We start from the raw sequence: 22329 nt of genomic DNA, 5'->3' as shown, positions 1-22329 counted from the left end.
CGGATCGACGTGAGTCACCGGTCCGCCCACCCGCTCGAACCTGCGGCACGCGCAATCGCCCGGGCCCGATCACGCACCGCGCATGAGGACGACGAGCACCGCGCCGCCGAGCAGGAAGGGCCCGAACGGCACCACGCTGCCGCGGCCGGCGCGCCTGCTCACGGCGAGCCCGATCGCGTACAGACCCACACATACGTACGCCAGCACCAGCGCCTGCACGAGCGCGGCCCAGGACAACCAGCCCAGGACCAGGCCGACCAGACCGGCGGTCTTGGCGTCGCCCAGGCCGATCCCGACGCCACACAGCGCGAGCACGAGGTGCAGGGCGTACGCCGCGGCCATCGCGAGAAGCGCACGGACGTAGGCGTCCCCATCGAGCGGGATCAGCAACAGCGCAGCGAGCAGCGGATATCCCGGCAAGGTCAGCGGGTCGGGCAACCGCATCAAGCGCGCGTCGCACACCACGAGCGCCGACGCGAGCAACGCGAAGGCGAGGAAGGCGGGTAGGACCGCCTGGAGGCCGACCCGCCAGACCATCGCGCCACCGGTGAGCACGAACGTGCCCGCAATCACCGGCAAGTCGCGACGCAGCACGCCCGCGGTGTCCTCGTCGAGATGGATCGGAGATATCCGCACGGCATCGGATCCTGTCAGACGCGAGGCCGGCTCGGCAGCGGCTCGACCCCGCCTCGGCACCGGCTCGACGCCGGTTCGGCGGCGACTGGACACCGGGTCGGTCCGGAGCGCCGACGCGAATCGGTCCGCACCGGTGACCGGGTCGGCATCGCATCGGGCCGCGGTGCCGACCCTCTTCGGACCGAACCCGGGCGCTGCGGGGACCGATCCGGGCTCGGATCGGGAGCGTTTGCCACGGAATCCGTACCGGGCCACCCGGTCGGACGGCACACTGGAACCGTGCCCAAAGCCATGGCGTTCGACCCGTTCCAGCCGCTTCCCGGATCATCCGCACCGCTTTCGGGGGACGGTGCGGCGGCGGTGGACGACGGCGTGTACGTCTTCGACGACGAGCGGATCGTGCTCGCCGTCAACGTCGCGCTGGCGACCCGCCGACCGCTACTGGTGTTCGGGCCGCCAGGATCGGGCAAATCCACGCTCGCGCCGAACGTCGCACGGCACCTGGGGCGGGTCTGCCACACCGAGGTGATCACCGCGCGCACCGAACCCGAGGACCTGCTCTGGCGCTTCGACGCGCTTCGTCGGCTCAACGACGCGCAGATCCGCGAGGTCGCGCCGACGATCGGCGCCTACTGCGCGCAGGGCGTGCTGTGGAAGGCGTTCGACCCGTATCGGACCGTGCCCGGGCACGCGGGGGAACCGCCCGACGAACCCGCGTACGGCAGGCACACCGGGCCCGCGCCGCAGTCGGTGGTGCTGATCGACGAGATCGACAAGGCCGATCCGGATCTGCCGAACAGCCTGCTGGTGCCGCTCGACACGCTGCGGTTCACCGGGCCGGACGGCGAGGAGGTGCGGGCGCGACCGGGCGCCGAACCGCTCGTCGTGATCACCAGCAACAACGAGCGGGAGCTGCCCGCGCCGTTCGTCCGGCGCTGCATCCTGTTGTCCCTCGAAGCCCCGGACCGGACGCACCTGTTGCAGGTCGCGCGAAGCCACTTCGGGGCCGACTACGACGGATCGATGGCCGAGCAGGTGGCGGACCATCTGCTCGAGATCGCGAATGAGTCCGCGTCGTTCGCCGGACCGAGCACGGCCGAATTCCTCGACACCCTGCGGGCATGCCACGAGCTGGGCGTCACCGCCGGCAGCCACACCTGGGACCTGATTGTCGAGGTCGCCCTGAGCAAGGGCCGAGGTAGCGCGAGGCCGCACGGGTGAGCGCGGGACGGGGGCAGGTCCATCTCGGCGATCTGGTCCGGGCGATCGTCGCGCTGGAGGTCACCGACGTCGAGGTGGCGGCGCAGATCGCCCGGATGCTGGGCTTGGCCGGCGCGCGGGACCCGGAGGCGGGGGCGAGAACCGCGGCGGAGCCGTCGACGGAGTGGGGCGATGACGGCCCGGAGCCCGCAGCCTGGACCGAACCGGTCCCGACGGCCCCGGGATCCGCGATGGTGCCACCGCGCGAGGCGGACGGCGGCTGCTCGGTGCTCACGCTGTGTGGGCCGGCGCGGGGTATGGAGGGTGCGGGTGGATCGTCCGGCGCGGGCGCCGCGACCGACGGCGGCGACACGGGCGGCGTGGCCGAGTCGGCTTCGTTGGACGTACGGCGGTTGCTCGACCCCGGCGTGGGCGACGGTCCGCCCGAGCCGCCGTGGGCGGTGCGTTGGGCGCCGGGGGTGATGCTTGCGGCGGCATCGACGGACGTATTCGGTCGAGTCCTGGACGATCGCGCGCTGGTTCGTGCGGTGGCCCATCGTTCACCGGTGCGCAGGTTGCCCTTCCGGCCCCGGCCGACCACCCGACTCGGCATGCAACTCGTGCTGGACGGCTCCGAGTCCATGCTGCCGTTCCGGGCCGACCAGCGATGGCTGCGCGAACTCGCGGATGCCGTGGTCGGGCGTGGTCGGGTGGAGGTGTTGCGGTTCCAGGGCACTCCGTGGCGCGGTGTGCGTGCGGTGGGGCGGCGCGGGCGGGTGGCCTACCGGGCGCCGACCGCGGGTACGCCCGTGGTTGTGGTGTCGGATCTTGGCCTGCGCCGATTGCCGTTCAGCGGCGCCTCGGCGGCCGGGCTCGCCGAATGGCGGGACTGGCTCGACGCGGTACGCCGGGCCGGATGTCCGGTGGTGTGCCTGACGCCGTACGAGGCGTGGGCGCATCCGTGGACACTCCGGCGGCGGGTGGCGCTGATACCGCTGGATCGGCGCACCTCGATTCGAGCGGCGTGGCGGGAGAGTCGGCGAGCGCGGGAGGGAGTGCCGCGGTGACGGAACCGGTGCCTGCGATCGCCCGGCGCGCGGTTGCCGCCGAGCGGGCCGGGTACGGCGAACCCGACGGGTCGGCGGAACTCGCCCAGCTGCGCGAGTTGGCCGCCGCCGATCCAGCCCTGTATACGCTCGCCCAAGCCCTGTGTCTGGTTCCGTATGCCACCACGGCGTTCGTTCGGCGGGCCCGTCTGGAGTTCGTCCCGGCCAGTGCTGTCGGGCTGGAGGCGGACCTGTGGTTCTCGCCGTTGGTCGAGTCCGCGGACGCCCGGGCGGTGGTGCTCGATCCGCTGTACGCCGCCGGGATGCGACACGAACTGGTTCGAGATCGCGCGCGATGGCGCGCGGTGTGCGCGTTGACCGAGGAATTGCAGCGCGAGGCGCCGGAGTTGGTCCGTCGCTATACGCGGCTGGCGTTGGCCGATGCCGGTGTGCCGGACGCGGATGCGGGGGCGGAACTGGCCGGATTCGCCGACGCGATCGCGGCCGGCGCGCCCGACGACACCTCGGCCGAGGATCTGGCCCGCTGGCTGGTGCACTTCCTGCCCAGGTTGCCCCGAGTGCTCGCGGCCGGCCCTCTCGCCCGCGCGCTGCTGATCTCGGCAGCGACCCGGCTGGCCGTTGACCCGCCGCAGTGGGTGCTCGACCGACACGGGCCGGCGGGCGTCGCCGCGGCTCGGGCTGCGGTGCGCGGCCACGTGGAACTGGGCGTACGGTTCGACGACGACGGCCTGGTCCTCAGCCGGCCACCCGAGTCGGGCTCGCGAGTGCTCGAAGTGCCCGGCGGGGAACGGGTGCGGGTCGAACTGGCGGGACCGGGTGAGGCCGTCGCGCATGGATACCCGGTGGAGGTGGGGGCGACCGAGACGGTGCGGGTACCGGTCGCGGTGTTCGCCGAATTGCCCGCCACCACCGCCGATCAGGACCTGCGGACGGGCCGCCGACTCATCAACACCGAGGTGGTGTTCGGAGCCTCGGGCGTGCTGGCGGACGGGCATCTCAGGGCGGTGCTGCGCCGGTCGCGGAACGGGCCCGAACTGGACCTGCGGCACGACACGGTGCGCCGCACTGTGCAACTCCGCGGAAGCCCCCGCCTGCTGCGCGCCGACGACCGCTCCGGGACGGTCCTGCTGGCAACCGGGGAAACGTTGACGGTCGTTCGCACCCAGGGGCAGGAAGTCACTTATTTCGGCGGCATGGGGCAGATCCGGGACGCGGTCGTCGCCACGCCCCGCCCCTCGTCGCGCACCCTGTGGGTGATCGTGGCGAACGAGCACGGCGTGTGTGTCCTGCGCGCGGACGCGCCGGCCGAGCCGCCGACGTTCTTGTCCCGCTCGGCCGAACCGGGTCTGCGAATCTGGGTCAACGCCGAGTTGTCGGAGCTGGTGATCGTAAGCGGCAGGGCGGATCCGCAGGTCATCGACCTGGCGAGCGGCGATCCGATCCGCTATGAGGCACCCGCCGACGCGTTGCCGGTGACGGCGATCACCAGTGGCCGTGGCGGCCGACCGCTGCTGTACGCGCAAACCGGGCCGCAGTTGGTGCTGATGCCGACTCCCGACGCGACCCATGTCGTCCGGGGCGGTGGCCTCACCTCGGATATCGCGTCCCTGGCGATCAGCCGCGGCGGTGGATCCAGAACCGCGGGCGTGGATCGGGAGGGCCGGCTGCTGCGCTGGGACGGTCCCGGCATGTCGGGGCACATGCGCGAAGTGCCGCTGCTGTTCCGGGCGGTGAGCGTTTCGGCCGCGAGCCTGTGGGCGTTCACCGTGGTCGGCCGGGGCGGCCCGATCGAACTGCGGGACCGGGACGGCCGGAGCATGCTGCTGACGCCGAGCAGGCCCGAGCCGGATACGGGATGGCTGCTGGACACGCTGGTCGGCACGATGCCCACCGGGCCCGCGGTCGGCGCCCACCCGGAATCGCTGCGGCGGGCCGGGATCGACTGCGTACGTGTGCTCTTCCCGATGGATCGCACGCAGCCCGTGCGTATCGGGTCGGACGCGGCGTCGGGGTTTCTGCGCACGGCTGGAGCGGTCGGGGTCAAGGTGCTGGTCGAACTGCCGGTCGAGCCCGCGTCGGACGAGATCCGGCGCGAGCGGACACCGGGCTTGTTGCGCCGCTGCGCCGAACTGCTCGCCGCCGGGGCCGCAGGTGTGTGCGTGTCGGTGCCGCCGGCGAGCGAAGGCATACCGAACTCGACGGTCCTGGACCTCGCGGCGGTGGAATTCCTGCGGTCGCTCCGGCGGTTGGTGGACGAGCACCCGGGACGGGTACTCGTGCTCGATCGTGGAGCGAGTGACGACTCGATATCACCAGCCGGCGACGAGTGTTGCCATCTCGTCTTGGACCGGGGCAGCCGATCGTGGCGACGGGCATCGGCGCGTCTGGCGGCCGGTGAACCCATCGAGCACGCGGCGTCGAACTGGGCGGTGGAGCTCGGGGCCGGCCCCGAAGAGGATCCGGCCCACGTATGCGCGTCGGCCTCGATCGCACTCGCGCTGCCGGGCCTTCGGGCCGTCGCCGAGCCGCCGAGGGGGCCCGCGAGCGAAGCCGTCGCAGCCCTGCTGCGCGCGCGGAGGCGGGAGCGGGCACTGACCCGAGGCACCGTGACCCGGCTGGGCTCCTCGCATGCGGACGTGATCGCACTGCTGCGGCGATACGAGGACGAGTTCGTGGTGTGTGTGGCCAACCTCGGGCCACGCCGAGCCACCGTCGCGCTGACCACTCCCAGCCTGCCACCCGGCAGCCTGGTGGATCTTTTGGACCTCGCCGGGCCGTCCCCGCCGCGCACGCACGGCGGTGGATCGCCGACGATGATCCCCCTCGCCCCCGACGAATACCGCTGGTTCCGCCTGCTGACGACCGACGAGCTCTACGCGAGCCGCCCGTGACGATCCATCACCTCCCCGACCCGCGTGGCGCCGTACCGGTGCCACGCCCGCGGATCTTCATCAGCCACAGCACCCGGGCCAAGCCCGGACAGGTCTGCTGCCGTTGCCTGGACGCACGCGACGCGCTGGTCGAGCAGTTGGCGGCCGAGGGCTTCGAGGCCGTGTACGACAAGGACTTCCTGCGCAGCGGTGACGGGTGGCAGCAGGAGATCGCGGTCGAACTGCACGGCAGCCAGGCCACCGTGCTGCTGTTGTCGCAGCACGCGCTGGATTCGGCGAACGTCGGCTACGAGGCGAGCATCGCCGACGGCAGGCGCCGCGCGGACGCGCGATACCGCTTCATCGCACTGAAGTTGCCTGACGTACGGCGCGCGGATTTGGCCGCGAGCGCGCTCAAGGCGATCCACCTCGGCGAGGTGGACATGTGTGACTGGGCCGACGACGAGATCGCCGGCAACCGGCTGCCCGTCAAGCTGCGTGCGGATCTGGCCCAGGTCCGGTTGTGGCACCTGGACCGTTCGTCGCCCACCCGCAACGCCGTGACGTATGCGCTGGCCGAGGCGTACGAGGAGCGACTGCGAGCCGCCGCGGATCTGCTCGGGGTGCGTGGGCGGCTCGACCGCGAGGTGCTGCGGGAGCGGCTCAGCGAGGCGCTGCTGACCGAGCGGGCCCCGGCGCCTCGGCGCGAACCCGACCCACTGGTACGGGCCTTGGGCGAGGTGCTGCCGGTGCTGCGGCCGGGGCCGGCGGGCACGGTGGCCGACCTCAGCGTCGTGTACGCGCGGGTGCCCACGGTCGCCGCGGCGCAGTTGGGCGCGTTGCGCCTGCGCGAGGATGGCCGGGTCGCGGTGCTCGCCGCGACCCGGGGCGGGACCCTGCGGGCCTACCTGCTCCGAGCGAGCGGACACCCCCGTCCGTGGCCGCACTTGGAGGTCACGATGCCGGCCGGGACCGGGATGCCGGCGGCTTTGATCGCCGCGATTCGGGACCGGGTGGCCGGTTACCTGGACTACGACGGCTATCACGACCCGGAGTTGGAGGGCGAGGCCGGGTTCCGGGACGTGGTCGAGGCGCATACGCAGGAGGCCGGGCCGATCGTGGTGGTCATCCGGCACCTGCCGGATGCGGCGTTGGTGCGCGAACTGCAGGTGGCGTTCCCGCTCCTGCTGCTGCTGTTCGTCACCGACCGGACGGGCGCGTGCTCTTCGGCCGAGGTGACCGAGCTGACGCCGTTGACGCTGTCCGGTGAAGGGGAGTTGAAGCGTACGCACGGCCGGGCGATGCAACTGGCCGGGCATTCGGAACCATCGAACCCACCCTGGAGGCCCGCGTGACCGTCGGTACGGATCCGGTCCTGGCCCAGACCTGGCGCGCGCAGCGCCGATGGTCGCTCGCGGCCTCCGCGGCCAAGGCCTCGGTGCAGCGGTGGCGGTTGGTCCGGCTCGTTCTCGGGGTGTCCGGCGCGATACTGGCAACGGCGGGCACGCAGACGGACGGTGATCCGGGCAAGGTGTTGTCCCTGATCGGCGCGCTGTGTGTGGGACTGGTTCCGCTGGTGACGTCGCTGCGGTTGCAACCGGCCCGGATCGAGGCGTGGACGCGGCTGCGCTCGGTCAGCGAGGGCCTCAAGAGCGAGGTCTACCTCTACTTGACGTCGAGTGATCCGTACGCGGGCGGCGAGGCCGAGCGGCGGGCGGCCCTGTCCGCGCGACGCGCCTTCTTCGAGGACGACGCGAGTGAACTGTCGGCCGAGCTCCCGCAGTTGGATCCGGCGGCGGATCCGCCGCCGCCGGCGGTGAGCGATGTGGACAGCTACGTGCGGGAGCGGATCGACGTGCAGGCGGACGGGTACTACCGCGATCGGGTGGCGCGGATGCGGCGCGGACTGACCCGGATCCGGTTCGCCGAGTTCGTGTTGGCGCTCACGGGCATGGCCCTGGCGGTGGTGGCGGGTACGGCGGACGGCGCCCGGCTCGGGGCGTGGGTGCCGGTGGTCACCACGGTCTCGGCGTCGGTGATGCTCTACGGATACGGCGCGCGATACCAGGAGAACCTGATCTCGTTCGCGCGCACCGCTGAGCAGTTGCGCCGGTTGCGCGACGACCGGATGGCGCGGATGCCGCTGGACCCGGCCGAGGAGGCGCGCTTCGTGGAGCGATGCGAGAACGTCATCTCGATCGAGACCCAGGGGTGGATGGCCCGGGCCGCACACGCGGATCCGGGGCCGCCGCAGTGAGTTCGGCGTCAAGGCGCGACAGCGACCGCTCGGATGGCCGCCGGTCGGCGTCTTGACCAGGTGGAAACGGCCGTACGGGGAGGGGCGGTGACGCCGGGTCAGGCCGAGCGGGTGCGCAGGTGTGCGGTCGCCGGGTGCTGCGCGTCCTGGGCGTAGCCGTGTACCGGCTCGTCCGGTATCGCGTCCGGCACGGTGTAGGGGCCCGAGCGCAGGCCCCAGTCGTAGTAGCCGCGGATCCAGTTGCGCATCCCCTCGACGCTCATCTCCACGGCCGTGCGTTCGGTTGTGCCCAGGCCGAGTTCGCCGCAGATCTGCGGCATGTACGCCTGGAGGGTCATGAACGTGTCGAGTTGCTCGTACGTCATCCTGGTCGCCTCGCGCAGCGCGGTGTCGTACGAGCAGTCGAGGCGGTCGCGCAGGACCGCGACCAGGTTGTGCGAGGCGACCCGGCGGCCCCGGCGGCCCGGCGACTGGATGTCGTTGATGTACGCGATGGTGTCGGTGGCGGCCTCGCGCAGTCGGCGCATCAGCGGGTGCGCCTGGATCTGGGCGGGCACTTCGAACCTGCGGCTGCGTTCGATCGCGTCGAGGGAGTGCGGGATACCGGCGGTGTTGCGGCGCATCACCCGGTAGCTGTCCAGATCGGGGACGCCGCGTGCGGCACTCATCCGCAGTTCCGAGGCGTGCGAGGCAAGGAACCGGGCCCAGTTGGCTGCGAAGCGGTTCTGCCAGGTCACCGAGGTGCCGTCGGACATCGAGGCCCAGACCTCGGACCAGGCCAGCGTGATGGGGGAGAGCAGATCGGGCGGGGTGCCGGGTTCGCGGAACGGGATGGTGATCAGTTCGCGGGCGATCTCGGCGACACGGTCCGGGCGTTCGGGGGTGCGGGGGCGGGCGCCGGCGGTGCTGTCGGGGGTGGTGTCGGTGCCGGCATCGGCTCTGGTGCGGGCGTCGGCGTCCGGGTCGGCGTCGCAGTCGTCGTCGAAGAGGAAGGCCAGCGAGAACCAGTTCATCAGCATGTACTGGTCGTCGGCCGACGCGTGTGGGTAGGTGCGGCCGACCGCTTCCGGCAGGTCCCAGGAGGTGTATTCGCGCAGGCCCGCATCGGTGCGGATCAGGCCGCGGGCGCGGACCCAGTCGAGATGACGGCTCCGGGCCTGGTCCAGGTACGGACTGATCGGGGCCTCGAACGGAATCGAGAACAGCACATCCTGCGGCACCTGGTCTCCCACCCGTTGCGTGATCATTGTTATGCCGCATCGGCGTCGCCGGCGCAAGATCCTTTGCATGTGCGGAGAGTGACGTCGACGGGCGCTTCGACACGTACGGTGATGCGATTTTGCGGGGACGTGCGGTGAATCGTGTGCGGGCGTGTGCGGTGGTGCGTCTGCGTGGACGAACCCTGTGGTGCTGCGTGTACGGGGTTTGCGAACGGGCCCGGGTCAGGCAGCGATGTGAGCGGTGCTCCCGGTGGAGAGCAGTGTTTTCAGGTCGTGCACGGCAGCGCGGCCGGCCCGATTGGCACCGATCGTGCTTGCCGAAGGACCGTACCCCACAAGGTGGATGCGCGGGTCGCGCGCGGTGCGTGTACCCTCCATCCGAATGCCGCCCCCGGGCTCGCGCAGGTCCAGCGGTGCCAAATGGCGGAGTGCCGCGCGGAATCCGGTCGCCCACAGGATGGCGTCGGCGCGTACCGAGGAGCCGTCGGCCCACGCGACACCGAGAGCAGTGATCCGATCGAAGATCGGCAGTCGCGTCAGCACCCCGCGCTCTCGCGCGGCGCGCACCGCAGCCGTCGGCGGCAGCCCGGTCACCGCCACCACGCTCTCCGGCGGCAGGCCCGCCCGGACCCGCTCCTCCACCCGGGCGACCGCGGACCGTCCGACCTCGGCACTGAACTCGCCGTTCCGGAACACCGGCGGCCGGCGAGTCACCCACGTCGTGGTGCCGATCTCGGCGATCTCGGCGAGCGCATGGATGGCGGACGTACCCCCGCCCACCACGACCACATGCTGCCCCGCGAACTCGGCCGGCCCGCGATAGTCCGCGGTGTGCAACTGCCGGCCGCGGAACTCGGCGGCGCCCGGGTAGAAGGGGATGAACGGGTGGCGCCACGTCCCGGTCGCGTTGATCAGCGCGCGGGCGGTCCAGGTGCCATGGTCGGTCTCGACGACCAGCAGGTCGGCGGGGGAGGCCGGTGTCGAAGCGGCCCGTGCCGAACCGCCCTGTGCCGAACCGCCCTGTGCCGAACCGGCCCCCGTGGAAGCGCCCCGCGTCGAGCGCACCGCCGTCACCGTGACCGGGCGCACGATGTCCAGGTCGAAAGCGCGCTCGTAGCCGGCGAAATACTCGGGCAGCGCCTCGAACGCGGGCCGCGCCGGGTCGATTTCCGGAACCGGCAGACCCGGCAGCTCGTGGATCCCGTGTACGGCCTCCATCAGCAGTGTGGGCCACCGGTGCCGCCAGGCTCCGCCCGGCCCCTCGTCGGCGTCCAACACGACGAAGGACAGGCCGGAGCGGCGCAGGTGGTAGGCCGCGGACAGGCCGGCCTGGCCGGCACCGATCACCACGACGTCCAGGACGCCCTCGGGCATTCGGGAGTCGGTGGGTGGGCCCGAGGCGTGCCGCGGTTCGGGGCCGGCGCCGTTGTCGGTGCGCGGGGAAGCCCCCACGGCCGCGGTCGCGAACCCGGTCGATGTCGCTCTCGTACTCACCATCTCGGTCACACGAGCGAGAACAGGTGGGCCCGGGAGATGCTTCCCGTTCAGCCCGTGGCGTCGACCACGATCGTGATCCCGATCAGCTGACCGGCGACGGTGACCAGACCGAGCCACTGCCGCACGCCGCGCAGCCCCGCCGCGCCGGACAGCGCCGTGGACACCGTGACCAGGAACAGTGCGAGCAGACTCGTCCCGAACGCCACCAGTGACCCGTCGGCCGGCCCGACCGCCGGTTCCCGACAACCCCACCGCTCCAGACAGTCACGGGTGGCGTTCCAGTAGCCCGCGAGCACGAGCGTGAAGTCCAGCAGGACCAACCCGACCGTGCCGAGAAACAGCCCCAAACCCCACAGCAGGGCCCGGACCCGGGACCCGGACGCCTCGTCGTGCCCGCTCACCCGCGCCGGCCCTTTCCGCCGGTCCGAGCACTTCCGCCGGCCCGACCACCTCCGCCGAGACCACTTCGGACCCACTCGTCCTCGACGCCCACGCTCGGCCGCGCCCTCAGGAATCCGACCCGAGGAGCCGGCCGAGCTGCTCCTGACAGCGATCGAGCCGGGCCTGGAGCAGGGTGATCTCGGCGACCAGCTGCGGTACGAGCTCGTATTCGCCGCGTACATACGGATTGGCGTCGGCGGCGACCGGCACCCCGGCCAGGCGGGCGTACGACCCGAACGACAAGCCCACGCGCCCGGCCGCACACCCGGTACAGCCGCCGACCAGGCCGCGCCGGCCCACGATCCCCGTACCCGCGTCGACCAGCAACTCGGCCGGATTGCCACACCCGCAGGCCCCGACCCACACCGAGGTGACCCGCTGCCTGCTGTACCGGAACCCGCGTGCGAAGCGGATATAGCTGCCCAGTACGTCCACCCGCAGAAGCGCCGCGTGCCGATACTCGGTGACGCACATCAGCCCGCGCGCGTCCGCCTCGGCCGTCAGACAGTAGAACCCGCAGTCGCAGCGGGCGGCGGGCGACCGATGCCTGCGGCCGTACGCACAACGCGCCTCGGCCTCGACGTCGTACGGCGAGCCACGCCCGATCGACACCCCGGCGAAGCTTGCCCGATCACCGTCCACCGACAACAACAGCGACGCGACCTTGAACCCCACGGGCGCGACGCCCGGCCGCTCCTCGGGCAGCCGCCGCCGGCCGATCATCGCCCGGCGACCCCCGACGACACCTCCACCGCAGTCGCCCCCGAGGCCCGCGCATCGTCTCCTTGACCCTGCTTCACCTCGGGCGCCGCCACGTCGCGCTCCCGCGCCTCCTCGACCCGCGTCGCCTGCTCCACGACCACACCCGTCGCCACCGGCCTGCCGAGCTGCATGGGAACCCCTCCCGAATCGACTCCTCCCAGGATGTTCACCCGCCACACCTCCACCCACACCCACCATCTGATCCCGACAAAACACCCATGAGACTCGGTCAAACCAACCAACAGGTAACCGTGTCGCAAAGCCCTCTCGAACCTTGCTATCCTTGCGATGCACGCAGGGCTCCACCCCTGCGCCCACTCGTCCGGGTGGCGGAATTGGCAGACGCGCTAGCTTGAGGTGCTAGTGCCCGAAAGGGCTTGGGGGTTCAAGTCCCCCCTCGGACACCGGCAAGAAAGCGAGAACCCCTGTCCGACAGGGGTTCTTTTGTTTTTTCGGTGGTGCTTGCCTTTTCGGCCGTGTTCGGTTTCCCGGTGGGTTGGAATTCGGAACGACCGAGGGTGATGAGCTGGTCGCGCCACGTGCGCGGATGGAGTGGGTGCCGGGCGGGGGCGGGGATGCGGGGTGTGGGAGCATCGGGGCCGCTGCTGTGACGACGGGGAGTCGGGGACATGCTTATTTGGGGTTTCAAGACCATATTCAAGACGCTTTCCGAGGGCGTCTTTCATTGCCCGCGCTGTGGGGGTGACCGGCAGTATCACCTGAAGTTGGCGCGGCGCTGGTTCACGTTGTTCTTCATTCCGATCTTTCCGTTCAAGCAGCAGGGCACGCACGTCGAGTGCACGACCTGTGGCGGGACCTTCCACGACACGGTGTTGCAGAGTGCGACGAGTGCTCAGATGTCCGAGTTGTTGGGACAGGGAATGCGGGCGCTCGCGGTGAGCATGCTGCGGGTTTCGGGTACGCCGTCCACGGCGGCGCGAACGGTGGCCGCCGCCGCGGTTGTCGAGGCCGGGGTGCAGAACTACACGGTGTCGCAGTTGGATGCGGATCTCGCGGGTGCCGGCTTCGAGTTGCCTCCCGTGCTGGTGCCGCTCGGCGACCAACTCCAGCCGCAGGGGCGGGAATGGCTGCTCACCCGGGCGACGCTGATCGCCGCGGCGGAGGGCGGGGTCGGCTCGGCCGAGCGGGAGTTGCTCGATCGGGTCGGCGGGCTGCTGCAGATGACTCCGGCCCATGTCACGGGAGTTGTCGAGACGGCTCAGCGCAGCGTGCCGCGCGGCTGACGAGGGTGCCGAGATCCCGCCTGCCCGAAAGGGTGGGCGGGATCTTTGCGTTGCCGCCTCGCGGCGGAAAGGACGGCCGGAACGGGCGGGGATGGGGCCGGGCGCGGGTCTGCGCTTCACAGCGCCCGGATGCGGCGGCCGAGGTCGAGCGGGGCGGTGAGGGCGCCCTGGATCGGGTACGGCGGCAGGATGCGGGAATGGGCGGGTCGGGGCGGGTGCGCGCCAAGCGGTGGGTGGGTGCTGGTGTCGAGGTCGCAGGCGGATCGGTTGTGGCCGGCGCGTGGCGGGGCGCCGGCGGAGCTGCGGGCGCGGCCTGGATCGGGCTGCGGGCGGCTGCCGAGCGAGGCTCGCGGGTGACCGTCGGGGGCAGGTGCACGAAACCGGCTCCGGAGAGCCGACGGGGGCTTGGGGGCCGCGCCTGACCGTCAGCCGGGCGTGATCGCTTTGACGACGTCGTCCGTGACGTCCGTACGGGCCGTGGGGTCGCCCGGAAGGTAGATGCGCCACTCGCTGTCGGGAGCGGAAGGGTCGGCCGGGGCCGGGATCAGGTGTACGTGCAAGTGGTCGCCGACGGTGTCCTGCCAACGTTGGATGGCCCAGCGGGCCTGCACCTCGTTCATGGTTGCCTCCACGGCTGCGTTGACCGGCGCCGGCGTCGAGTCTGCCGGCGGCGATGCCCCTGCGCCCGGGTCGCAGCCGGGGTTCGGGTGGTTGTGACGCCGGTGCAGCCCCGAAGCCGGCGTCGAGTGCGGTGTCGGAAGTGCGGTTGTTCGTGGCTGAGTTGGCGCTGTCGGAATGTGCCGGGACGAGGAATCCGATGCCTTCGGGGGTCGCCGAAGCGTTCGATTTTCGGGTCGTCCGGGGCCGATTCGGGTGGTTGATGGGGGAAATCGGGGGTGGGTGAAGAGGAATGTAGGGGTTGTTCGTCTTCGGGTGAGGGTTCGAGTGCTCCGGGTGGGTATCGAAGGAGCAGGTAGTGCGCGTCGCGCACCACGGCGACTGCGCCGGATACCGGGACGACCAGGAGGACGTGGCCATGACGCGGATCAGGATCGTCAAACGCCCCGTTTCCCCGCGGCCGCAGCCGCCGGCGGATTTGCGCACACCGTCCGGGCGTCCGCTGCCCTACTGACGTCGATGGAGACTTGGCGTGGACCGCCGGACCGTGGGTTGCGGTCGGCGGTCCGCGTGTCGCCGCAGTGATGGGCGGGGCGCCCGTGCCGTATGGACGGCACGCTCGGGTGGTCGGGCCGATCCAGGCGCGGGGTGTACGCCGGGTGTTCGGCCGCGCGAGGGACCGGCCCGAACATCCGGGCGTCCTCGGCGCTGAACGTCCGTGCTGAACGGCTGTTGCATCCGTGCCGTCGTGTTCATCACGAACGGCCCGTAGGCGACCCCCTGTTCGTGTGACGGGCGTCCGCCCACGACAGGAAGCGCGCAGGCCCTCGTCCGCGGGTGCCATCGCCCGCGGTGACGTTGCGGCTGGCTGCGTTGCGTGCGAGGGGCACCACCTGGTGGGCCGGCCGACCCAGTTGAACCGGGCAAAATCGGGTGCAATCAGGCAGGGTTGCAGATCAGGCCGCCCGGCCGCGCGAGCCTCGCCGCGTGGCCGCTCGTCCACGCCCCGAAGGCCACTCTCGTACTGCCGGCATCACCGGTGGCTCCGGCGGCTGTGCCGAACCGATCCCGGGCCGATTCCCGGACCCGCGCACGGCGTGATCGGTCCGCCGTAGCGAGGCGCCCCACCGTCGCCGGCGACCCCCGCCGGCCGCCCTTCGCGGTGCGCCCGGCCATCGTCGGCGCCCGATCCGGCGACCAGGCGCGGTGTGCCCCCACCCACCCGGGGCGCACTCCGCACTGCTCGTACGCCTCGACTCGGTCCCGCTCGCCGCCCGATCGTTGCGCCCCACCGTGCCCCGCCCCGCCCCATCCTCGGCCCTCCTGGGCCGGCGTACGCCTTGACCTGCTCTATGCCGGGCGCCCGAGCGGAGCACCCGATTCCTCTCTACTCTTGACCTGATGACGAATCACCCCCCAAATGGCCCATGATGGTGGTCACCCGTGGAGTTTGGTGGGGTGTGTGCCGGTCGTCCACGGTGCGCGTGGCATGCTGTGCCGTCAATGTTCTGCCGGATGGGGGAACGGCGGCCGTCCCGGGGGGATATCGGATGAAAATGGCCTTGGCGTTCCTCGTAGAGGAGCATTACCGCCACGATGGCATGCCGCTCGATGTGGTCCGCCAGCTCGATGCGTGGGGGCACCACGTCGACATCGTGCGTCCCGGCAGCTCGTTGATCGAGTTGTCCGACCTGATCCGGGCCGGCTCGCACGACGCGTGGGTGCTCAAGACGGTCTCCGGCGGTCCGGGACTGAGCATGCTGGAAGCCGCGGCGGCGCTCGGGCTCACCACGATCAACGACGCGCGGGCGATCCGATCGGTCCGTGACAAGGCGGTGGCCGCGGTGATCGCGCGTGCCCACGGGCTGCCGATGCCGGTCACCTACTTCGCCGCGGTGCCGGAGTTGCTGTCCTCGATTCCCGCCGACGCCTATCCGCTCGTGGTCAAGCCGGCCGACGGCAGCTCCGGGCGGGCCGTGCATCTGGTGTCCACGCCCGAGGAACTGGCCCGATTGGGCTCGGAACTCGATGGTGAGGGTCCGCTGTTGGCCCAGGTGTACGTCCCGAACGCGGGTCGAGACCTGAAGGTGTACAGCGTCTCCGGCGAACTACACGCGACCGTGCGGCGATCGCCGCTGCATCCAGGGCATTCGGTCCGGGAGAGCCGGGTGCCGTTGCCGAGCGGTACGGCCGCGCTGATGCACCGGATCGGTGAGGCCTTCGGGCTCGACCTGTTCGGCGTGGACATCATCGAGGGGCCGGACGGACCGATGGTCGTGGACATCAACGACTTCCCGAGTTTCCGCTGTGTGCCCGACGGGGTGGCCCGGGTGGCCCGCGCGGTGCTCGACCTCGCGGCCGCCGACGCCGGAGTCGATAGGGGAGTCGGTACGGCCGTGGCCAAGAACGTGGCCACGATGCCGACCGCTGTCGCCCGCACGTCGCTGCGCTCCAGGGCCGGGGTCACGCCCGCCCACGCCGGTACGACTGCGATCGTCGACGCCGCGTCGCCCGCGTACGTCGGCTGACGGGGCGCGTGCACACGTGCGGATCTGCCTCGTCACCGATCGCCCCGACCACCCGCTTCTGGCGGACGCGCACGCCTTGTTGACGCTCCGTCATGAGGTGATCGCCCTCGACCCCGACACCGTCACCGACGGACACCCGATCAACGCCGACGTCTACCTGCTCAAGGCGCGCACGGCCAAGGCGCTCGCGTTCGCCGAGCGGGCCGAGCGACACGGCGCCCGGGTGCTCAACTCCGCGGCCGCCACCCGGGCGTGCCAGGACCGGGTACGCATGGCCGAACTCGCCTGGGCGGCCCGGCTGCCGTTCCCGGCCACCACGGCCTTCGCCTCGCCCGCCCGGTTGCTCGCGACCGCCCCGGTTTTCCCGCTGATGGTCAAGAGCCGACACAGCCGCCGGCACGACCTGGTTGCCCGGGTCGACGACCTCGACGCGCTGCGCACGATGGCCCGGGACTGGCCGGACGAGCCGATCGTGGCCCAGGAGTTCGTCGACAACGGCGGCTGGGATCACAAGCTGTGGGTGGTCGACGGTCACGTCTTCGCGGGCTTGCGCCGCACCGCGCTCGACGGCCCAGCGGAGACCAAGCCGATAGCGCCGGAGGATCTCCCCACCGGCTGGTCCACCCTCGCGCGCCGGGTCGGCATCGCCTTCGGCCTGGATGTGTACGGGGTGGACATCCTGGAGGTGGATGGCATTCCGTCGATCATCGACGTCAACGCGTTCCCCGGCATGCGGGGGATGAGCGGAGCGCCCGAGGCGCTGGCGGCATTGGCCGCACGGGATGGAAATTCGGACAGGACGGAAAAGAGGATCGAAGCACGCTTTTCCGCCTTTCGGGTGCCGGATGCCGGGTGCAAAGCGAGTCAATAGGGCGAAACAAATTCACTGACGGACCCTCAGATATATATGTTGTCTCCGCAGTGCCAAAACGTCGCCTGACCCCCGCCTGCACTGTTACCGTTCCTGCTGCGGAACTCGGATACGGAAACGTTCCCTGTTGCCGCGTAATTCGTAACAGGTTGGAAAGGCATCTGCTGATGACTGCTCTGTTTTACCTGCCCACAACCTTCATGATGGGCGTCGGCGATTTCTGGTCGACGGTCGGTCCGTGGTTCTTCCCCGGCCTCGTGTGAGTCACGATGCGGAGTCGTCGAGGTCGCCGAGCGCGTTGCGTGCCTCGTCGGCCTCGGTGGCGCCCAGTCGTTCGTAGACGGCCAGCGCGGATGACCACAGCGGGCGGGCGGCGAGTTCGCCGTCGAGTGTCTCGGTCGTCCGCGCCAGGCCGGCGAGGGCGTGGGCTTCCTCCAGCTCGGTGCCCATCTCGTGGGCCAGCTCGGCGCTCGTGTGGTACTCGGCCCGGGCGGCGACCGGGTTGTCCAGGTCGAAGTGGGCCCGGGCGAAACCGGCGGCGGCCCGTTGCCGGTGCAGGACGTCGCCGATGCGATCGGCGATCGCCCGCCCCTGGGCGAAGTGCGTGAGCGCCTCACCCGGCGCGCCCATCGCCAGATGGGCCAGGCCGACGTTGATCCGCGTGTCGGCCTCGCAGCGCAGATCGCTGATTTGTCGGTAGACATGCAGCGCCTGTGCGTAGCGCTCCAGCGCGCCGGTGGGATTCCCACGTGCGAGTGCGACCTGGCCGAGATTGTTCATGAGCACCGCGAATTCGGCGCGGCCATTGCTGCGGCGGGCCACTTCGAGTGATTCCAGGTAGTACCGTTCCGCATTGTCGAAGTCGTTTTGGAGAAAATACAGCTCGCCGATGTTGTTGAGGATTTTCGCCAGCTCGCGCCGCTCGCCCAGAGATTCGTAGACATCGCGTGCGGTGAACAACCGGCTGGTGGCCTGTTCGTATCTCCGCAGGTGCCCGAGGGCCACCGCGAGATGCAGCAGGATTCCGGCCCGGCCGTGTGGATTGTCGATGTCGCGGTGCACGGTGAGCGCGCGATCCAGATGATCGAGCGCGGCCGTGAAACGGCCCGCGCGCACGTGCGTGGCGCCGAGCTCGGCGAGCGCCTCGGCCTGGCCGTGCGGATCCTTCGCGTCCTCGGCCAGCGCGAGAGCCTCGGCTGCGTCCGCGAAGGCGGCCTCGTGCGCGCCCAGACGCCACTGGATCGACGCGCGCTCGATCAGCAGATGCGTTTCCGCCCTGGGCTCGCGCGTACCGGCCCGGCGCCACGCTGTGAGCGAGGCGGTGTACAGGTCGCGGGCGAGTTCCCACGAGCCCCATTTCAAGAGCGACCGGGTCAACACCTCGGGCAGGAACCGAATGTGCTCGGGTGACTCGGTGCCGGCCAGTCGCGTGGCGGCCACCAGGTTCGACCGCTCGCGGCCGAGCCACTCCTCCGCCTCCTCGGCCGTGGCGAACGGCGCCTTTGCCCGCTGCGCGGGCACCGGTACCAGGCCCGAGCGTCGCCCGTGCGGATAGGCGAGCCGGTCCGCCCGGTCCGCCAGGTCCAGATACAGGTCGAGCACGCGCCGTACCGCGTCGGCGCGTTCGCCATCCGGCTCCTCGCGGTGTGCCGTGTGCATCGCGAAGTCGTGCACCAGGTCGTGGAAGCGGTAGCGGTCGTGGGCGGGTTCGTCCACGAGGTGCGCCTCCACCAACTCGTCCATGCCGCGCCGGGTCTCGTCCGCTTCGAGGCCGCACACCGCCACCGCGGCGAGCCAGGACGGGTTGGGGCCGGGATGCAGTGCGAGTCGGCGGAAGACCGATTGCGCGGCCGGTCCCAACTCCGCGTAGGACAGGTCGAACGCCATCGAGATACCGGGCGGCGCGTCGATCACGTCCAGGCGTCGGGCCGCCTCGGCCAGGCGTGTGGCCAGATCGCGTACCCGCCAGGCGCGATGCCGAAAGCGATTCGCGGTGAGCTGCACCGCCAACGGGTGATTTCCGCACCGGTTCACGATCTCGTCGACCAGTGCGCGGTCCGCGTCGTCCAGCCTCCGGGACTCCTCCGCGATCAGGGTGAACAGCGCCGCCGCGTCCGCGGTGTCGGGTACCTCCAGGGACAGCGGGCCGGCGCCTTCGAGGTCGGTGAGTCGGCGCCGACTGGTCACCAGGACCCGGCAACTGGGGCTGCCCGGAAGCAGCAGTCGCACCTGCGCGGCGTCCCGGACGTCGTCGAGCACGATCAACGCCCGTCGATCGGCCATCTCCCGCCGCCATTGCGCCGCCCGCAGGTCCGGGGTCAGCGCCAGGTGCTGCGCCGGCATGCCCATCGAGATCAGCAGTGACCCGAGTGCCTCGGTCGGTTCGATCGGCGACTCGTGCGGATCGTGTGCATGCAGGTTCAGATACAACCGGCCGTCGGGATAGCTCGCCCGCATCAGGTGCGCGGCGTGGATCGCCAGGCAGGTCTTGCCCACTCCGGCCAGACCCGAGATCACCGTGATCGGCAGCGCGGTGCCGATGTCGTCCTCGCGCAACAGCCGGGCCAGTTCGGCGGTACGGCCGATGAAATGCCGGGTGTCCCGCAGCAGTGTGTCGGGTGCCGTCGCGGGCGGTGCCGCCGCCGGCGCCCGGATCCGCGGTTCCTTGCGCGACCGGGCGGGCGCCGACAAGGCCGGGTCCCGGTGCAGCAATCGGGTGTGCAGGCGCTCCAGATCCGGCCCCGGATCCGCGCCCAATTCGGTGCTCAACCGGGCCCGGGTTCGCCGATAGGTCTCCAGCGCCTCGCTGTAGCGCCCGCACCGATACAAAGCGAGCATCAAATCGGCCACCACCGGCTCGGCAACGGGGTGCCGCGCCGCCAGGTCCCGTAACTCGCCCACGACTTCGGCGTGGCGACCCAGGCCGAGTTCGAGGTGGATGCGCCGCTCGCGGATCTGTCTGCGCTGCTCCTTGAGCTTCTCCCGCATGGACTGCACCCACAGGCCCGGGAGTCCCGCGAACGGCTGCCCGCGCCAGAGTCGTTCGGCCACGCGCAGCAGGTCGGCGGCCGCCTCCGGATCCTCGGTGGCGCCGGCCTGTTCGTGCAACCGGCGAAACCGGCGGAAGTCGACCGCCTCGGCGTCCACCAGCAGCCGATAGGTCCGCGAATCCGAGGACAATCGCACGCCGTCGCCCGCGACGCGCAGTCGGTTGCGTAATCGGGAGACGTAGCTGCGCAAGGTCTCGACCGAGGTGACCGGCGGCTCGTCGTCCCATACCCGACTGATCATCGAATCAGTGGAGACCGCGGTGCCCTCGGCGCCCAACAGGACGGCCAGCACACACCGCTCCTTGACCGAGCCCAAGGAGTGCTGCGTGCCGTCCACCCACAGCTCCATCGGGCCCAGCACACGGATCGATAGCACCGCGTCATCCCCCCGCCCCAGTTCTCCTGGCCGATGCGCCCGGTGCCGAGGTGTCGTCCAACCACTGTGGCACGTTCAGCCACAGCGCCACCAGAAGCGACACCCGCAATCCGACCGGAAATCGCCTATGCGTGACGGCTCATTCCGGTTGCCGTACTTGTGCGAACCCATTGCAGGTCCATTGCAGGCGACCTGCAAGGAATTCATCCGGTGAGTCGGGGATGTCCATGTTGTCGACGGTGATTCACCGTATCGACGGGATCGACCCGATCGAGGGGATCGACCGAACCGACCGCCCGGTCACGGGGGAACGGGCCCGTCCGGTGGTGACGACGCTCATGGAGGCATGGATGACGATCATGGCAGGCGACAGGAGACCCGTACCCGTCCGACCGGACGCGGCACGGTGGACGACTCGATCGGCGGTGCGAGGGGTGCTCGTCGTGGTGCACAACGTCACGTCGGGCCAGCGCCTGATCGAAGCCGTCCGGCTCCTGGAAGGGGATTTGCGGGTGGAGGTGTTCTTCACCATGGCGCCCACGGTCTTCTCCTCGGGCGTCGCGGAGTTCCTGGACCGGCTCGGGGCCACCACATTGCCGTGGCAGCGCGCGGTGGACATGCGGTTCGACCTCGCGTTGGCCGCCGGGCACGGCGGGCTGCACGAACTCGACGCGCCGGTGGTGGTGATGGCGCACGGTGCGGGGCACAACAAGCTGGTCTCCGCCCCGCACGGTGGGCGTGCGGTCGCCGCCCGTGGAACGTACGGACTGTCGGCGCAATGGCTGATCCGGGACGGGCAGTTGGTGCCGGCCACCATCCTGCTCGCGCACACCGAGGAGTTGACCCGGCTCGGCACCACCTGCCCGGAGGCGGTGGCCGTGGCAGTGGTCGCCGGTGATCCCAACTACGACTGCCTGGTGGCGAGTCGCCCCGACCGGGCGCGCTATCGCGACGCACTGCGGATCGGCGCCCGGCAGCGACACGTCGTGGTCACCTCGACCTGGGGCGGCAACTCGCTGCTCGGCCGCACCCCCGAACTGCTGCATCGGATGACCGTGGAACTGCCGCGCGACGCCTACCGGGTGACGGCGCTGATGCATCCGAACGTGTGGAGCGGGCACGGCGCCTGGCAGGTGCGTTCCTGGCTCGCCGAGTCGTTGCGCGAGGGCCTGACGCTGATCCCACCGGAGGACGACTGGCGGGGCGTGCTGGTCTCGGCGGACTGCGTGGTCGGTGACCACGGCTCGCTGAGTCTGTACGCAACGGCCACCGGGGCGCCGGTGGCGCTGGCGACCTACCCGGAGGCGGACATCGATCCGGCCTCGCCGCTGGGCGAGTTGGCCGAATTCGCGCCGCGGATCCGGCATCGCCGGTCGATGCTCGCGCAACTGTCCAGGATTCCTGAGGAGTTTCGCCGGGCGGACTACGACCGGGTGGCCACCAGGATCACCTCCCAGCCGGGCGCCTTCGCGCGGAACACGCGCGGCCTGATGTACCGCCACCTCAAGCTGAAGGCGCCTTCGAGTCGACCCTTCGCCCGCGTCGCCGACCTGCCGGGACCGCTCCGATGACGGGGCTCTCGGGATGCCCGGGGGAAGCGGAATGCCCGGGAGAAACGGGAAGCCCGGGAGAAACGGGAAGCCCGGGAAAGAGGGTAGGCCTGGGAAAGGCGGAAGGTCTGGGAAGGACGGG

Annotated in this window: 18 protein-coding genes and 1 tRNA gene; 11 read left to right on the top strand and 8 right to left on the bottom strand. The window is 70.9% G+C overall.

Going from position 1 to position 22329, the window contains the following annotated elements:
* Nucleotides 1-69: 69 nt before the first annotated feature.
* A complete protein-coding gene (locus ABZS54_RS00995; RefSeq protein WP_355529178.1) occupies nucleotides 70-636 on the bottom strand; it encodes an A24 family peptidase in 567 nt (188 codons plus the stop codon).
* A gap of 279 nt (nucleotides 637-915) precedes the next feature.
* On the opposite strand from ABZS54_RS00995, the gene ABZS54_RS00990 reads away from it, so the two are divergent.
* The 5 genes from ABZS54_RS00990 to ABZS54_RS00970 are packed head-to-tail and all read left to right on the top strand — an operon-like array spanning nucleotide 916 to nucleotide 8030.
* Entirely contained in the window at nucleotides 916-1857 is a 942-nt protein-coding gene (locus tag ABZS54_RS00990; RefSeq protein WP_355529175.1) for a MoxR family ATPase, read from the top strand.
* A complete protein-coding gene (locus ABZS54_RS00985; protein WP_355529173.1) occupies nucleotides 1854-2903 on the top strand; it encodes a hypothetical protein in 1050 nt (349 codons plus the stop codon). Before ABZS54_RS00990 ends, ABZS54_RS00985 begins: the two co-directional genes overlap by 4 nt.
* A complete protein-coding gene (locus ABZS54_RS00980) occupies nucleotides 2900-5794 on the top strand; it encodes a hypothetical protein (RefSeq protein ID WP_355529170.1) in 2895 nt (964 codons plus the stop codon). The genes ABZS54_RS00985 and ABZS54_RS00980 overlap by 4 nt, the downstream gene beginning before the upstream one ends.
* Nucleotides 5791-7128: a toll/interleukin-1 receptor domain-containing protein gene (locus tag ABZS54_RS00975; protein WP_355529168.1), complete on the top strand. Its 1338-nt coding sequence runs from the start codon at nucleotides 5791-5793 to the stop codon at nucleotides 7126-7128. Before ABZS54_RS00980 ends, ABZS54_RS00975 begins: the two co-directional genes overlap by 4 nt.
* Nucleotides 7125-8030, top strand: coding sequence for a DUF4231 domain-containing protein (locus tag ABZS54_RS00970; RefSeq protein ID WP_355529165.1), 906 nt, complete (start codon nucleotides 7125-7127; stop codon nucleotides 8028-8030). Before ABZS54_RS00975 ends, ABZS54_RS00970 begins: the two co-directional genes overlap by 4 nt.
* A gap of 98 nt (nucleotides 8031-8128) precedes the next feature.
* Here the strand turns inward: ABZS54_RS00970 and ABZS54_RS00965 are convergent, their stop codons facing one another.
* The 5 genes from ABZS54_RS00965 to ABZS54_RS00945 all read right to left on the bottom strand — a co-directional run bounded on the left by ABZS54_RS00965 (nucleotide 8129) and on the right by ABZS54_RS00945 (nucleotide 12081).
* Nucleotides 8129-9262, bottom strand: coding sequence for a terpene cyclase (locus ABZS54_RS00965; RefSeq protein WP_355529162.1), 1134 nt, complete (start codon nucleotides 9260-9262; stop codon nucleotides 8129-8131).
* Nucleotides 9263-9472: 210 nt separating this feature from the next.
* The gene (locus ABZS54_RS00960) at nucleotides 9473-10624 is read right to left on the bottom strand and encodes an FAD-dependent oxidoreductase (RefSeq protein ID WP_355529159.1); all 1152 of its coding nucleotides are present in this window, start codon (nucleotides 10622-10624) and stop codon (nucleotides 9473-9475) included.
* A gap of 170 nt (nucleotides 10625-10794) precedes the next feature.
* A complete protein-coding gene (locus tag ABZS54_RS00955) occupies nucleotides 10795-11148 on the bottom strand; it encodes a hypothetical protein (RefSeq protein ID WP_355529156.1) in 354 nt (117 codons plus the stop codon).
* Nucleotides 11149-11254: 106 nt separating this feature from the next.
* A complete protein-coding gene (locus ABZS54_RS00950; protein WP_355529153.1) occupies nucleotides 11255-11911 on the bottom strand; it encodes a hypothetical protein in 657 nt (218 codons plus the stop codon).
* A complete protein-coding gene (locus ABZS54_RS00945) occupies nucleotides 11908-12081 on the bottom strand; it encodes a hypothetical protein (protein ID WP_355529150.1) in 174 nt (57 codons plus the stop codon). The genes ABZS54_RS00950 and ABZS54_RS00945 overlap by 4 nt, the downstream gene beginning before the upstream one ends.
* Before the next feature lie 189 nt (nucleotides 12082-12270).
* On the opposite strand from ABZS54_RS00945, the gene ABZS54_RS00940 reads away from it, so the two are divergent.
* Together ABZS54_RS00940 and ABZS54_RS00935 are read left to right on the top strand one after the other, a co-directional pair.
* Nucleotides 12271-12354, top strand: a tRNA-Leu gene (locus tag ABZS54_RS00940).
* A 225-nt stretch (nucleotides 12355-12579) separates the two neighbouring features.
* The gene (locus ABZS54_RS00935; RefSeq protein WP_355529147.1) at nucleotides 12580-13194 is read left to right on the top strand and encodes a zinc ribbon domain-containing protein; all 615 of its coding nucleotides are present in this window, start codon (nucleotides 12580-12582) and stop codon (nucleotides 13192-13194) included.
* Nucleotides 13195-13619: 425 nt separating this feature from the next.
* On the opposite strand, the gene ABZS54_RS00930 is transcribed toward ABZS54_RS00935, so the two are convergent.
* The gene (locus ABZS54_RS00930) at nucleotides 13620-13814 is read right to left on the bottom strand and encodes a hypothetical protein (protein ID WP_355529144.1); all 195 of its coding nucleotides are present in this window, start codon (nucleotides 13812-13814) and stop codon (nucleotides 13620-13622) included.
* 356 nt (nucleotides 13815-14170) lie between these two features.
* Here ABZS54_RS00930 and ABZS54_RS00925 point away from each other — a divergent pair, with 356 nt between their 5' ends.
* From ABZS54_RS00925 to ABZS54_RS00915, 3 genes are all read left to right on the top strand, one after another.
* The gene (locus ABZS54_RS00925) at nucleotides 14171-14326 is read left to right on the top strand and encodes a hypothetical protein (protein WP_355529141.1); all 156 of its coding nucleotides are present in this window, start codon (nucleotides 14171-14173) and stop codon (nucleotides 14324-14326) included.
* 1042 nt (nucleotides 14327-15368) lie between these two features.
* The gene (locus ABZS54_RS00920) at nucleotides 15369-16340 is read left to right on the top strand and encodes a hypothetical protein (protein ID WP_355529355.1); all 972 of its coding nucleotides are present in this window, start codon (nucleotides 15369-15371) and stop codon (nucleotides 16338-16340) included.
* 16 nt (nucleotides 16341-16356) lie between these two features.
* A complete protein-coding gene (locus ABZS54_RS00915; RefSeq protein WP_355529138.1) occupies nucleotides 16357-17211 on the top strand; it encodes an alpha-L-glutamate ligase in 855 nt (284 codons plus the stop codon).
* Between the two features lie 264 nt (nucleotides 17212-17475).
* Here the strand turns inward: ABZS54_RS00915 and ABZS54_RS00910 are convergent, their stop codons facing one another.
* The gene (locus ABZS54_RS00910; protein WP_355529135.1) at nucleotides 17476-20637 is read right to left on the bottom strand and encodes a BTAD domain-containing putative transcriptional regulator; all 3162 of its coding nucleotides are present in this window, start codon (nucleotides 20635-20637) and stop codon (nucleotides 17476-17478) included.
* A 239-nt stretch (nucleotides 20638-20876) separates the two neighbouring features.
* Here ABZS54_RS00910 and ABZS54_RS00905 point away from each other — a divergent pair, with 239 nt between their 5' ends.
* Nucleotides 20877-22208 carry a hypothetical protein gene (locus tag ABZS54_RS00905; protein ID WP_355529132.1) on the top strand — a complete coding sequence of 444 codons (1332 nt, stop codon included), beginning with the start codon at nucleotides 20877-20879 and terminating at the stop codon, nucleotides 22206-22208.
* Nucleotides 22209-22329: the final 121 nt, after the last annotated feature.

It is taken from the genome of Embleya sp. NPDC005575 (genome assembly GCF_040605455.1).
Lineage (GTDB): Bacteria > Actinomycetota > Actinomycetes > Streptomycetales > Streptomycetaceae > Embleya.
This window is presented reverse-complemented; position numbering and strand designations above follow the sequence as displayed.

Bases quoted from the DNA above. Each gene is read 5' to 3' on its own strand.
- ABZS54_RS00935 (WP_355529147.1), top strand. From the start codon at position 12,580: ATGCTTATTTGGGGTTTCAAGACCATATTCAAGACGCTTTCCGAGGGC.
- ABZS54_RS00960 (WP_355529159.1), bottom strand. From the start codon at position 10,624: ATGCCCGAGGGCGTCCTGGACGTCGTGGTGATCGGTGCCGGCCAGGCC.
- ABZS54_RS00950 (WP_355529153.1), bottom strand. From the start codon at position 11,911: ATGATCGGCCGGCGGCGGCTGCCCGAGGAGCGGCCGGGCGTCGCGCCC.
- ABZS54_RS00930 (WP_355529144.1), bottom strand. From the start codon at position 13,814: ATGAACGAGGTGCAGGCCCGCTGGGCCATCCAACGTTGGCAGGACACC.
- ABZS54_RS00920 (WP_355529355.1), top strand. From the start codon at position 15,369: ATGGCCTTGGCGTTCCTCGTAGAGGAGCATTACCGCCACGATGGCATG.
- ABZS54_RS00945 (WP_355529150.1), bottom strand. From the start codon at position 12,081: ATGCAGCTCGGCAGGCCGGTGGCGACGGGTGTGGTCGTGGAGCAGGCG.